General features: G+C 67.2%; 10 protein-coding genes. 3 read left to right on the forward strand and 7 right to left on the reverse strand.

What is annotated here, in order from left to right; translation table 11 throughout:
- Positions 1–308 precede the first annotated feature (308 nt).
- The 3 genes from DSM100685_RS04015 to DSM100685_RS04025 all read left to right on the forward strand — a co-directional run bounded on the left by DSM100685_RS04015 (position 309) and on the right by DSM100685_RS04025 (position 3,042).
- Positions 309–1,172 carry an ABC transporter permease gene (locus DSM100685_RS04015; RefSeq protein ID WP_152350074.1) on the forward strand — a complete coding sequence of 288 codons (864 nt, stop codon included), beginning with the start codon at positions 309–311 and terminating at the stop codon, positions 1,170–1,172.
- Between the two features lie 95 nt (positions 1,173–1,267).
- Positions 1,268–2,266 carry an ABC transporter substrate-binding protein gene (locus tag DSM100685_RS04020; protein ID WP_152350075.1) on the forward strand — a complete coding sequence of 333 codons (999 nt, stop codon included), beginning with the start codon at positions 1,268–1,270 and terminating at the stop codon, positions 2,264–2,266.
- A gap of 11 nt (positions 2,267–2,277) precedes the next feature.
- On the forward strand, positions 2,278–3,042 hold the full coding sequence (locus DSM100685_RS04025; protein WP_152350076.1) for an ABC transporter ATP-binding protein: 765 nt from the start codon (positions 2,278–2,280) through the stop codon (positions 3,040–3,042).
- A gap of 116 nt (positions 3,043–3,158) precedes the next feature.
- On the opposite strand, the gene DSM100685_RS04030 is transcribed toward DSM100685_RS04025, so the two are convergent.
- From DSM100685_RS04030 to DSM100685_RS04060, 7 genes are all read right to left on the reverse strand, one after another.
- The gene (locus DSM100685_RS04030) at positions 3,159–3,671 is read right to left on the reverse strand and encodes a GNAT family N-acetyltransferase (RefSeq protein WP_152350077.1); all 513 of its coding nucleotides are present in this window, start codon (positions 3,669–3,671) and stop codon (positions 3,159–3,161) included.
- 140 nt (positions 3,672–3,811) lie between these two features.
- Positions 3,812–4,825, reverse strand: a complete 1,014-nt coding sequence (locus DSM100685_RS04035) for an AEC family transporter (RefSeq protein WP_152350078.1) — start codon at positions 4,823–4,825, stop codon at positions 3,812–3,814.
- Between the two features lie 58 nt (positions 4,826–4,883).
- Positions 4,884–8,468 carry a transcription-repair coupling factor gene (gene mfd / locus DSM100685_RS04040; RefSeq protein ID WP_152350079.1) on the reverse strand — a complete coding sequence of 1,195 codons (3,585 nt, stop codon included), beginning with the start codon at positions 8,466–8,468 and terminating at the stop codon, positions 4,884–4,886.
- Complete coding sequence (pth, locus tag DSM100685_RS04045) at positions 8,458–9,057, reverse strand: aminoacyl-tRNA hydrolase (protein ID WP_152350080.1); 600 nt, start codon at positions 9,055–9,057, stop codon at positions 8,458–8,460. Before pth ends, mfd begins: the two co-directional genes overlap by 11 nt.
- 126 nt (positions 9,058–9,183) lie before the next feature.
- The gene (locus DSM100685_RS04050; protein ID WP_152350081.1) at positions 9,184–10,251 is read right to left on the reverse strand and encodes a PDDEXK nuclease domain-containing protein; all 1,068 of its coding nucleotides are present in this window, start codon (positions 10,249–10,251) and stop codon (positions 9,184–9,186) included.
- A gap of 236 nt (positions 10,252–10,487) precedes the next feature.
- A complete protein-coding gene (locus DSM100685_RS04055; RefSeq protein WP_152350082.1) occupies positions 10,488–11,420 on the reverse strand; it encodes a hypothetical protein in 933 nt (310 codons plus the stop codon).
- Between the two features lie 19 nt (positions 11,421–11,439).
- Positions 11,440–11,967, reverse strand: a complete 528-nt coding sequence (locus tag DSM100685_RS04060) for a GNAT family N-acetyltransferase (protein WP_152350083.1) — start codon at positions 11,965–11,967, stop codon at positions 11,440–11,442.
- Between the last annotated feature and the right edge of the window lie 327 nt (positions 11,968–12,294).

Raw genomic sequence — 12,294 nt, forward strand, 5'->3', positions numbered from 1 at the left:
CGGAATCTACACTAATGGGATTGATGGACGTTGCCAAGGATTTCCCCCGCATTTTCGCCGCCGCGCGTCCATCTGTCGGAACGGCCCGTTCCGCATGGCGCCCCGCGCATTGTCCCGTACATTGCCCCGCACGTTGTCCATGGCATGCGCCCACAATGAACGTTGACACGGGGTGCCCAGGCTGAGACCTCAAAACATGCTGGACGCGCCGCGCGGATCGCACGCGCGGCAAGGCGGAAAGCGGGTGGCCGGGCTGAGATCACACTCGTCGAACCTGATGTAGCCAGTACTATCGAAGGGAATGTCAGATGCGCGCATCGTCGCGCGTCGCCATCCGTTCGGCGGACCGGTCGTCCGCGCGTACCCGAACCGGGGCGCGCACGCCCGTCGGTGTGACCTCTCGTCATCTTCCGACGCGCCTGACGGCCGCCATCGCCGCATGGCTGTCGACGCTTGTATTGCTGTTGTGGTGGTACGCCGCCACCCTCTCCCCCGCCGAAACCCGGCCGCTGCCCTCCCCCGGCGAAGTCATCGCCGCGCTGGGCGACCTGGCCGAGGAGGGCCTGCTGTGGCCGTCGGTCGGCATGAGCCTCGCCCGCGTGTGCGCCGGGCTCGCGCTCGGCACGGCGCTCGCCCTGCCCGCCGCGCTCGTCGCCGGGGCGTCCCGGCTGGGACTGGCGATCATCGACAAGCCGGTGCACATGCTCAGGGCCATCCCGTTCCCGGCGCTTTCGCCGCTGCTCATCATCTGGATCGGCATCGACGAGTCCATGAAGGTCGCGCTCATCGCGATCGGCGTGTTCGGCCTCATCTACGTGAACGTGCGCGACGGCGTGCGGGCCATCGACCCGCGCCTGATCGAGCTCGCGCGCGCCTACCGCATGGACCGGCGGACCGTGTTCCTGCGCATCCTGCTGCCGGGCGCGCTGCCGAGCTTCATGACCGGCATGCGCTTCGCGATCACCGTCTCGTGGATCGCGCTGGTCACGTGCGAGACCGTGAACTCCACAGTCGGGCTGGGCTACATCCTCTCTCGCGCGCAGCAGTTCTCACGCACGGACCAGATGGTGCTGTGCGTGATCCTCTACGCCGCGCTCGGCCTCGCCTCGGAGGCGCTGGTCGGGCTCATCGAACGCGCCGCCATGCCGTACCGGGCCGTCGCCGCGCGCTGAGCCGGCCGCCCGTTCCCGCCGGTTCCGCCGGCTCCGCCACCGTGTTTTTCATTATCCATCGTTTTGTTTATTTGAGTTCTAAGGACCAATCCATCATGTTCAACTTCAACACCGCCAACCTCCGCACCCGCCTCCTCCGCCCGATCGCCGCACTGGCCGCCGCGGCGCTGCTCGCCCCGCTCGCCGCCTGCGGTTCCGCGCCCAATTCCTCCGCGTCCGCCTCCACGGACACCATCCGCGTGGCCTACCTGTCCACCGCGAACTTCCTGACGACCGTGCGCGACGAATCGTTCCTCAAGGACACCATGGCCCCGTACAAGGCCGACTTCTCCGGCCCGTACAACCCGCCGGACGACGCGTACACCGTGGTCATGTCCGGCAAGGCCGACGCGTCGAGCACCGGCACCGGCCACTACATCAACCTAGTCTCGCAGGGCGCCCCGTGGGTCGCGTTCGCCATCGAGTACTACAACGGCGACTCGCAGGGCATCGTGGCCGCGCCCGGCAGCAACGTGAACTCGCTGCAGGACCTCGTCGGCAAGCGCATCGGCATCGACAAGAAGGGCGCCACCGGCGACTACATCGTGCGCGCCGCGTTCGCCCACGCCGGACTCGACTACGACAGCGTGGAGAAGGTGGAGCTCAGCCAGACCGACTTCGCCGCCGCGTTCTCCTCCGGCAAGATCGACGCCCTCGCCACGTACGACCAGAACCTCGCCTCCGCCATCGCGACCCCGGGCTCGAAGCTGCTCGTGACCGGCAAGGACTACGACTCGAAGAACGTCTCGCTGCACATGGTGTCCAAGGCGTTCGCCACCGCGCATCCGGAGATCGTCAAGAAGCTCTACCAGGCGCTCGTCAAGGAGTCGGACCGCGCTCAGAGCGACCCGGAGTTCATCTACGACGCGTACAAGAAGTTCGGCGCCTCCGACCAGATCGTGGATCAGGTGCGCAAGTTCGACGTGCCGGAGATCCTGCCCGTGGACGACAAGGGCCGCCAGATGCTCGAGGACATCGCCCAGCAGTATGTGGACTTCGGGTTCATCAAGGCCAAGCCGGACCTGACCGACCACGTGATTGACTGCACCAAGTGAGGTTTTAAGCGATGACGTCCGCCTTTCCCGCTTCCAACTCCGCCGATTCCGCCGCCGGCTCCTCCCCGGCTCCCGCTTCCCCTGCTCCCGTGGCCTCGTTCCGCGACGTGTCCCTCGCCTTCGACGGCACGCCCGTGCTGCGCGGCGTCTCCTTCGACGTGGCGCCGGGCGAGTTCGTATGTCTCACGGGCCGCTCGGGCTCCGGCAAGTCCACGCTGCTGCGCCTCGCCGCGGGGCTGCTCGCGCCCGGTTCCGGCGCGGTGGACGTGACCGAGGACACGGCGTTCGGGTTCCAGGATTCCCGGCTCGTGCCGTGGGAGCGGCTGTGGCGCAACGTCACGCTGGGCATGCGCGGTTCGCGGGCGGAGCTGCGCGCGGTGGCCGAGCGGGCGCTCAGGGCGGTGCAGCTGGACGGGCGCGCGGACGATTGGCCCGCGGAGTTGTCCGGCGGTCAGGCGCAGCGCGTCTCGCTGGCCCGCGCTCTGGTCCGGGAGCCGCGGCTGCTGCTGCTCGACGAGCCGTTCGGGGCCCTCGACGCGCTCACCCGCCTCGACATGCAGGATCTGCTGGCCGGGCTGCGGGCGTCGCACGGCTGGTCGGTGCTCATGGTCACGCACGACGTGGCCGAGGCGGTGCGGCTCGCAGACCGGGCGCTGGTGCTGGCCGACGGGCGCATCGGCGCCGAACTCGACATCGACCGCACGCGGCTCGACCGCCACGGCCGGCCCGCGGACCACGCCGCGCTCGAGGACCGTCTGCGCGACGCGCTGCGGTAGGCGACGCCCGGGCGCATGCGATGCGCGCCCATTGACAAGAATCGCCGTTTGCATCAAGGCTCTTTCGGAGATGCAAACGGCGATTCCGTATTTGTTGACGGAGGTATGGCGGGCCGCTACAGCAGCTGTTCCATGCCGACCTTGTAAGGCTTGAGGCCCATGCGCTCGTAGAAGGCCTGCGAGCCAGGGTTGCACGACCACACGTTGAGCGTCACGTTGTGGCATCCGGCCGCGCGTGCGAAGTCGATCACGTGCCGGTACAGCGCGGCGCCCACGTGCCGCCCGCGCGCCGACTCGTCCACGCAGATGTCGTCGATGTACAGCGTGAGGACGTCGGTGAGGATGTTGCTGTTCTCGTGACGCTGGAAGATGCAGAACGCGTAGCCGAGCAGCGTGGCGTCGTCGGGGGCGAAGGCGCCGAACACCGGGGTTCGCTCGCTGGCGAGGATGCCGGCGAGCTCGTCGTTCGTGTATTTGGTCGCGCCGGTTTTGAACAGGTCCGGCCGGCCGTTGTGATGGACCTCCAGCACCTCGCGCAGGAGGCGGTGGAGCTCGGGGATGTCACGATTCTCCGCGCGGCGGATGTGGAGCTGCGTCGGCGATGATTGCGGTTGCGTTGGCGTTGTCATGGACGACAGTGTAGCCGCGCGCGGGGCGGATTGACGTCCCGGGACCGCGCAACGGCGAGGTCACGGCGTTGCCGCCACGGTCGGCCGGAACCGCCGCGGCGTCGCATGGCTTGCCACGGAATACGCCGCGGACTGGACCGTCACAGGATCACGGACGAGACGACGGCCAGCGAGACGAGCGAGAACAGGGTGCTCACCAGCACGAATCCGGTGGCGTATTCGGGCATGTTGGAGCGGCGTCCGGTGAACATGGCGATCGTGGTCATGGTGGGCAGGCCCGCGATGAGCGCGATCATGACGATCATGTCGTGCGTGGCCGGCAGCAGTCCGGCGAGCGGCGTCCACGCGAGCAGGGCGTACAGCCCGATCGGGAACAGCAGCATCTTGGCCGCGAGTCCCACGTACAGCTCGTAGCGTCTCAGCACGCTCCACCAGCGCGTGGTGGCGAACAGGCCGCCCAGGTAGATGAGCGACATGGGCGTGGCCATGCCGCCGATGGTGTGCAGGGGCTTGAGGATGAGGCCCGGCACGCGCACGCCGGCGAGGATGAGCGCGAGGGCGATCATGACGCCGATGAACGCGGGGTTGACGAACCGGCGCAGCAGTCCGGCCGCGCGGCTGGCGAACGACGGGCGCGGCACGGCGGTTTTGCTCCCGTTTCCAGCTTCGCCTCCGGCCCCGGGCGACGGCTTGGCGATCGGCTCGCACAGATACACGCCGTACGTCCACAGAATCGCCTGATCGACGATCGACATGAGCGCCACGTAGATCGCGCCGCGGTCGGGGAACAGCGCCATGATGAGCGGGATGCCGAGGAAGCCGGCGTTGCCGAAGATGAGCGCCGCCTGAAAGACACGGCCGCGTTCGGCCCTGAGGCGCAACGCCCAGGCGAGGACGAAGAACGCGAGCGCGAGCAGGGCGTACATGACGGCGGTGAGCAGCATCACGCCCCAGTTGGCCGCGAGGTCCGCGCGGTCGGTGCCATCCACCGCGTTGGAGAACACGAGCACGGGGATGAGCACGTTGAGCAGCAGCGAGCACATGCCGTTGAGCGCCACGGTGCCGTAGAACTTGAGGCGCACGCACCCGTAGCCGACCATGAGCATGATGAGGAAGCCCACGAGCTGCCCCACCACGACGCCGAACTGTCCCATACGTTCCTTCCTTTCCCGCCCCGACGACGCGCACTCCGCGCGATCCGCCGAGTCACCCCTACTTGCGCGGCTGCGGCTTCCAGGCGAGATCGTTGAGCAGGTCGCTCGTCCAGTCCATCACCTGTTCGCCGCTCATCGGTCCGGAGCCGAGCGAGCCGGCGAACGGCGCGGGGATGAGGTACGTGTGCGTGACGGGCCGGTACTGGGCGCCCTTGTAGATGCGGTTGATGCGCATCTGCATGGATTCGGGCGGGTCGATCTTGGCGATGCGCACGTTTTTGCCCTGAGCGATGATCTCCGAGATGCCGAGCTCGCGGGCCTTGGCGCGCAGCCGGGCCACGCCGAACAGCATTTCGAACTCCTCGGGCAGTTTGCCGTAACGGTCCGTGAGCTCCTCGGCGAGATCCTTCAGATCCTGTTCGGTGCGCGCGGCGGCGAGCTTGCGGTACGCCTCGAGGCGCAGCTTGTCCGAGTCGATGTAGTCGACCGGGATGGACGCCTCGATGGGCAGGTCGATGCTCACGGCGACCGGCTCGTGGCGCTCGGGCTCCTTGTACTGTTCCACGGCCTCGGAGACCATGCGGATGTACAGGTCGAAGCCGACGCCCTCGATGTGCCCGGACTGCTCGTCGCCCAGCAGGTTGCCGGTGCCGCGCAGCTCCAGATCCTTCATGGCCACGTCGAAGCCGGAGCCGAGGGCCGTGTTCTGCGCGATGGTGGCGAGACGGTCGTGCGACTGCTGGGTCATGGGCTTGGTCGGGTCGTACAGGAAGTACGCGTACGCGCGTTCGCGGCCGCGGCCCACGCGCCCTCGCAGCTGGTGGAGCTGGGAGAGGCCGAAGCGGTCGGCGTGGTCGACGATCAGCGTGTTGGCGTTGGAGATATCCAGTCCGGTCTCGATGATCGTGGTGCACACGAGCACGTCGATGTCGCGGTGCCAGAAGTCGCGGATGATCTGGTCGAGCTGCTTCTCGCCCATCTTGCCGTGCGCGATGCCGACGCGCGCCTCGGGCACGAGCTCGTGGATCTTCGCGGCGATCTTGGAGATGTCCTGCACGCGGTTGTGCACGTAGAACACCTGTCCGCCGCGCAGCAGCTCGCGCCGTACGGCCGCGGTGACCTGCGCGTCCTCGTAGGCGCCCACGTAGGTGAGCACGGGCAGGCGGTCCTCGGGCGGGGTGGCGAGCGTGGACATTTCGCGGATGCCGGTCACGGCCATCTCCAGCGTGCGCGGGATTGGCGTGGCGGACAGGCTCAGCACGTCCACGTTGGTGCGGAGCGCCTTGAGGGTCTCCTTGTGCTCGACGCCGAAGCGCTGCTCCTCGTCGATGATCACGAGGCCCAGATCCTTGAACTTGATCTTGGGGTTCAGCAGCTTGTGCGTGCCGATCACCACGTCCACGCCGCCGGAGGCGAGCCCCTCGATGGTCTCGTTGATCTCCTTGGTCGTCTGGAAGCGGCTCATGGCGGCCACGGTGACCGGGAAGCCCTCATAGCGTTCGGTGAACGTCTCGTAGTGCTGCTGCACCAGCAGCGTGGTGGGCACGAGCACGGCCACCTGCTTGCCGTCCTGGATGGCCTTGAACGCGGCGCGCACGGCGATCTCCGTCTTGCCGAAGCCCACGTCGCCGCAGATGAGGCGGTCCATGGGCACGGGCTTCTCCATGTCCGCCTTGACCTCGTCGATGGTGGTGAGCTGGTCGGCCGTCTCCTGGTACGGGAAGGCGTCCTCGAGCTCCTTCTGCCACGGGGTGTCCGGGCTGAACGCGAAGCCGGGCGTGCGCTGGCGGGCCGAGTACAGCTTGACCAGATCCTCGGCGATCTCGTGCACGTGCTTGCGCGCCTTGGCCTTGGTGGCCGCCCAGTCGGAGCCGCCGAGCTTGTTGAGCTTGGGCACCTCCGCGCCGATGTACTTGCTCACCTGGTCGAGCTGGTCGGTGGGGATGAACAGCTTGTCCGCGGGGGCGCCGCGCTTGGACGGCGCGTACTCGATGATGAGGTACTCGCGCGTGGTCTGGTTCGCGCCTGCGCCGATGGTGCGCTGGCGCATGCCGACGAACCGGCCGATGCCGTGCTGCTCGTGCACCACGAAGTCGCCGGGCTTCAGCTCCATGAGGTCGATGGCCTTGCGACGGCGCTTGGGCGTCTTGGCCTGTCCGGCGGCGGACGTGTGGCCGGTGAGGTCGCGTTCGGTCAGGAGCGCGAGCTTGGCGGCCCGGTCGACGAATCCGTCGATGGCCCGCGAACGGATCGGGGTGATGGATGCGATGCCGGTTTCGTGGATCGCGCGGCTGAGCCTAGCGAGCGTGCCCTGCGCGGCGGCGGTGACGACGACCTCGTAGCCCTTGTCCACGAGTCCGGCGATGCCGGCGTGGGCCTTGTCCTCGTTGCCGCGGAACGATTCGGGCGCCTCGGCGGCGAGCTGGACGTGCCCCGCGCGTTCCGGGTCCACGCCGAAGCTCGTGAGCTTCCACACGTCGTGTTCGCTGAAGGACAATGCGCTGATGGTCTCCCCGTAGTCGAGGAAGCTGGCCTCGTCGAAGCTGATGGGCGCGCCGGCGCCGTGCCCCGAGGCGGCCACATGCCAGCTGGCGGCGAGGAACTCGTTGGCGGTCTTGGCCAGGTCCTCGGCGGAACGGCGCAGCTTCTCCGGGTCGGAGAGCATGACGACCGCGTGCTTCGAAAGCATGCCGGCCACGGGCTCCAGCCTGTCCACGAGCGCGGGCAGCAGGGATTCCATGCCCTCCACGGGAATGGCGTTGGCGATGGATTCGAGCATGTCCTCGGCGTTCGGGATGGAGCCGATGAGCGCCTTGGCGCGCTTGCGGATCGCGTCGGTGAGCTGCAGCTCGCGACAGGGCGTGGCCCAGATGGTGTTGATCCCGTCGCCGTAGGTGCGCTGGTCGGAGGCGTGGAATTCGCGGATGGAATCGATCTCGTCGCCGAAGAACTCGATGCGCACCGGATGCGGCGCGGTGGGCGGGAACACGTCGAGGATGCCGCCGCGCACCGCGAACTCGCCGCGGTCCATCACGAGGTCCGCGCGCGTGTACGCGTTCTCCACGAGTCGTTTGCCGGCCTCGTCGAGCGCCAGCTCCTCTCCCACGGTGAACACGAGCGGCTCCACGTCGCCCAATCCGGCCACGACCGGCTGGATGAGCGAACGGATGGGCATGACGAGGATGCGGATGGGGCCGAACATGGGGTTGCTCGCGTCCGGGTGCCTGAGACGGCGGAACACGGCCATGCGGCTCGCGACGGTGTCCGCGCGCGGGCTCAGCCGCTCGTGCGGCAGCGTCTCCCACGCCTCGAGCTGGGCGATGCCGTTGGGGTCGCCGTCGTACCACGAGCGCAGGGCGTCCACGGTTTCCTCGGCCTCGCGCCCGGAGGCGACCACGAGCACCACGGGCGCGCGCTTGGCCGTGGCGGCGGCGAGCGCCGGGCGCAGACCTTCGGGAACGCCGACGGTGAGCGTCGGATCCACGTCGGATTCGGGCACGTCGATGCGGCCTTCGGCGAGGTCTCGGAAGCTCGGATCGGTTTCAAGCCCGTCGAGCAGATGCGCGAGCGTGCCGTGGCCGACCGGCGCGTTCAGGGCCTTGCCCGCGGCCTTGCCCGGCGACGGAACTGGTTCAGCGGCCATTGAAGTGCTCCTGCGTCTTGGCGAGTCCGTCGAAGATGATCATTTCGGCGGCGTCGGCGCCGTCGGCGAGGAAGTCGGGCAGCTGCTTGCGCTGGTCGGGGCCGAAGCCGCCGAGCACCCAGTTGACGGTGTTGTCGTGCGCGCGGGGCCCGCGGGCCGCGTGCCCGACGCCCATGCGCACGCGCGCGTACTTGGGCGTGCCGAGCGAACGGTCAATGGACTTGATGCCGTTGTGTCCGCCGGCGGATCCGCCGGCCTTGACCTTGATGCGGCCGAAGTCGAGGTCCATGTCGTCATGAATCACCACGATATGATCCGGCTCGATCTGGTAGTACGCGCTGATGGAGGCGACCGCGTTGCCGGAGTCGTTCATGTACGTGAGCGGCTTGGCGAGGAAGAACTTCACGTTGCGCCCCTCGAGGTTCATGACGCCCTTGCCGAGCTTGGCGAGCCCCTTGTGGTCCGCGAAGGCGACCGACCAGCGCTCCGCCAGCACGTCCGCCGTCATGAATCCCATGTTGTGCCGGGTGTTCTCGTACTTCGCGCCGGGGTTGCCCAATCCCACGACCAGCCAGAAATCAGATGCCATCGTTGCGTTCCTCCGCTTGTTGCCGTTGCCTCGTCCTTCGCGCGCACGCAGCCGCGCCGCGCCCAAACCGAGGAGATTCTACCCGCCCGGCCCGATTTTGCGCTCCGCGCCCGTTGTCCATCCGCATCATGCCTCCCCTTCCGCGCGCTGGATCTCGAAAATCTCCTTCTGCCGCTCAATTTCACGGCGCAGATCCTCCTCGCTGGGCAGATACAGCTGGTACTTCGCCGCGAACAACTGCTCGTTGCCCTTGAGCACCGAATACCGGGCTATGTCCTCGTCCGTGTCCGTGCACAGCACGACGCCCAAGGTGGGGCCGTCCCCCGGCGAGCGTTTCAACTCGTCGTACATGCGCACGTACATGTCCATCTGTCCCACGTCCTGATGCGTGATGCGCGAGGTCTTCAAATCAATCAGCACGAAGCACTTGAGTATGTAGTTGTAGAACACCAGATCGATGAAGTAATCCTGTTTCTCCGTATGGATGTGCTGCTGCCTGGCGACGAAGGCATACCCCTTGCCCAGTTCCATCATGAACCGCTGTAGATTGGCGATGATGCTGGATTCCAGCTTCGTCTCCGTCAGATCGGCATTCGGGGCGAGGCCGAGGAACTCGGCGACGACCGGGTTCTTCACGAACTCGAGCCTGTCACCCTGCAGCGGTTTGGTGATCCGCTCCATTTCGGCCTTGACGGCTTCCGGTCTCTGCGACAACAGCATGCGCTCGTAATACTGCGAGGAGACGTTGCGCTGCAGCGTGCGCACGCTCCATGTCTGCTCGGCGGCCTCTTTGACATACCAATCGCGTGCGGCCTTGTCGGCAACCTGCAGCAGAACCCGGTAATGGGTCCATGAAAGCAGCGGATGGGATTTTCCACTCGGTGAGTGGAAAATCTCGGGGAAATATTCGTAGAACTGAACGAATTGATACAAGTTGGTCTTCGTGAACCCTTTCCCGTACCGCTTTGTCAATTCCGCACTGAGCCGCTTGACCACCGCCTCACCGTATTCGGCGCGTTTGCCGCCCCGCAGTTCCTCCCGTGCGATGCGCTCGCCAAGCAGCCAGTTGCGCCGCACCAGCGCGGTGTTGACCGCACGGTACGCCGCGTGGCGCGCCTCCTCGATGATGCCGATGCTGTCCTCCAGCACGTCTCCCCGCGTGAGACCAACGGCATCCGTCACCCGTTCCGACATGACGATGCCCCTTTCCGAAAACATAAAAGGGCGCATCCCGCGAACTTGGGAGCGCCCTTAACCGAATTGCCGTGTTTTCAATTGTGGCTACCATCATACGCAATCATGCGGACAAATGTTCGAATCACCGGCCGTCGGCGCGTCGCGCAATTCCTCTGGAACGAACCGACAATCGGCACAATCCGCCGTCGTCCATCGACGTCACGCATCGCCCGCCGTGCGTGACGCACAGCCCGTTACAGCAGCACCCTCACGACGGCGACGACGACAATCACCGCGACCCATCCGACCGCCCGCAGCAGCAGTCTCCGTTCGCGTCGGCGGTTCACCTGCGACATGCCCACGCCGTCCAGCGCATGTTGGGGCTCCTGGTCCGCCATGCGGTCGAGATCCGCCCGGATGCGCTCGCGCTGCGGCGTGAACTGCCCCGGCCGACGAAGCGATTCCAACGCCACCTTTCCCAGCGCGGAGGTCGAAGCGGAGATCAGCGCGCCCATCCCCGCAAACGCCACAAGCGGAGCCGTGGCGTCCTCTCCGGCGCCAACGGCGATCCAGCCGAGCACGATGAGGGCGAACGCCATATAGAAGAGGCACGCCCATCGCACGCGGGAGAACCAGTCCGCGGCCCTAGCGGACGGATGCGAGAGAAAGGCAAAGCACGTGGCCCCGACGGCGAGCGGCGGAACCGCGGACAGAAGCGTCACGGCCGCGTACAGCGGTCCGAGGCCGCGCGCGAACCACCAGCCCACGGCGTACGCGGCGGCCAGCGCGAGCATCAACGCGCCCATGAGCCGCAATTTGAGCCGGCCCGGATTGCGGCGGCGGGGCGGCGCCGTCCACCACCATTCGATCGAGCCGAACACCGGCCCCTCGAGCGTATAGCGCACCGCCAGTTCGTCGCCCTCGTCCGCCAGCCGCAGTTGGCGGGAGCCGCGCGCCCAGCCCACCAGATACGCGCCCGCGGCGATCAGCATGATCCACGCCGCGCACGCGAACCACGGGTATACCGGCCCCATATACGTCGCCAGGGCCCCTGCGAGCGAGACGGCGAAGCCCGCCGTGCTCGCCACCGCCTTGAGGCGGATGCGCCGCAGCATCGCCCGGTCGCGGTCGCCCACCACGCCGTTGGGCCGCGCCTGCGCGTCGAAGGGATTGGCCTGCTGCATCATGCCTCAAGCATATGGCCGTTTACAGATTCAAATACCAGTACGACATGTCGTGCATCGCGCCCGTGGCGTCCGTGGCGGCGGCGGGCAGCAGGCCGAAGCGGGTGAATCCGAAGCGGCGCATGAGGGCCGTGGAGCCGGCATTGTCGGCGAAGATGATGCCGATGGCCTTGCGCATGCGGCGTTCGCGGGCCGCGTCGAGCAGCCAGTCGAGCATGGCGGCGCCCGCTCCCCTGCCCTGCGCGTCCGGGGCGATGTAGTAGGCGAGGTCCGTCACGCCGTCGTAGCCGGGCCGGTCGTAGAACACGGACAGCGCGCCGAAGCCGACGACGCGCCCGCCGAGCGATTCGTCCTCGATCACTGCGACCACGTACGGCGGCTTGTGGGATTCGACCCACGCGCGGCGTTGGCCGAGGGTCTGCGGCTCAAGATCCGCGGTGGAGCCGCCAGCCATGACGGCCGCGTTGTAGATGTCGGTGATGGCCCGCACCGCGTGCCCGTCGTCGGCGGCGACGGGGCGGATGCGGTAACGGGACGTGTTGATCTCCATGCCGCGCATCGTAGCGCAGCGTCGGCGACAAGCCCGCGGCGCATTCGTCCCAACCTGCAAGTCTCCCGGCGCAGATTGGAACATTCGATTGGCTGTCGCGCCTCCCGCGGGATCATTTCGACGCCATATGTTCCAACCTGCGAGGAGCCTGATGCGGATTGGAACGTTCGGCCGATTCCGAGGGCCTTCCGAGGCGAGTTTCGCGGTCGTTCGTTCCAGCCTGCGCAGCAACGGGCGCAGCTTGGAACGAATGACGCGAACGGCTCGATTCCGCATGAATTCCATATGAGAAAGCGGCTTCCCCGGAAGCGAGGAAGCCGCTTTGCG

Origin of the sequence: Bifidobacterium avesanii (genome assembly GCF_009299475.1) — a bacterium.
In the GTDB taxonomy this organism is placed as follows: domain Bacteria; phylum Actinomycetota; class Actinomycetes; order Actinomycetales; family Bifidobacteriaceae; genus Bifidobacterium; species Bifidobacterium avesanii.

Excerpts from the sequence above, each read along its gene's own strand:
- DSM100685_RS04030 (WP_152350077.1), bottom strand. The coding sequence starts at position 3,671 with ATGACAACGCCAACGCAACCGCAATCATCGCCGACGCAGCTCCACATC.
- DSM100685_RS04020 (WP_152350075.1), top strand. The coding sequence starts at position 1,268 with ATGTTCAACTTCAACACCGCCAACCTCCGCACCCGCCTCCTCCGCCCG.
- pth (WP_152350080.1), bottom strand. The coding sequence starts at position 9,057 with ATGGCATCTGATTTCTGGCTGGTCGTGGGATTGGGCAACCCCGGCGCG.
- DSM100685_RS04035 (WP_152350078.1), bottom strand. The coding sequence starts at position 4,825 with ATGGGACAGTTCGGCGTCGTGGTGGGGCAGCTCGTGGGCTTCCTCATC.
- DSM100685_RS04025 (WP_152350076.1), top strand. The coding sequence starts at position 2,278 with ATGACGTCCGCCTTTCCCGCTTCCAACTCCGCCGATTCCGCCGCCGGC.
- DSM100685_RS04015 (WP_152350074.1), top strand. The coding sequence starts at position 309 with ATGCGCGCATCGTCGCGCGTCGCCATCCGTTCGGCGGACCGGTCGTCC.
- DSM100685_RS04055 (WP_152350082.1), bottom strand. The coding sequence starts at position 11,420 with ATGATGCAGCAGGCCAATCCCTTCGACGCGCAGGCGCGGCCCAACGGC.
- DSM100685_RS04060 (WP_152350083.1), bottom strand. The coding sequence starts at position 11,967 with ATGGAGATCAACACGTCCCGTTACCGCATCCGCCCCGTCGCCGCCGAC.
- mfd (WP_152350079.1), bottom strand. The coding sequence starts at position 8,468 with ATGGCCGCTGAACCAGTTCCGTCGCCGGGCAAGGCCGCGGGCAAGGCC.
- DSM100685_RS04050 (WP_152350081.1), bottom strand. The coding sequence starts at position 10,251 with ATGTCGGAACGGGTGACGGATGCCGTTGGTCTCACGCGGGGAGACGTG.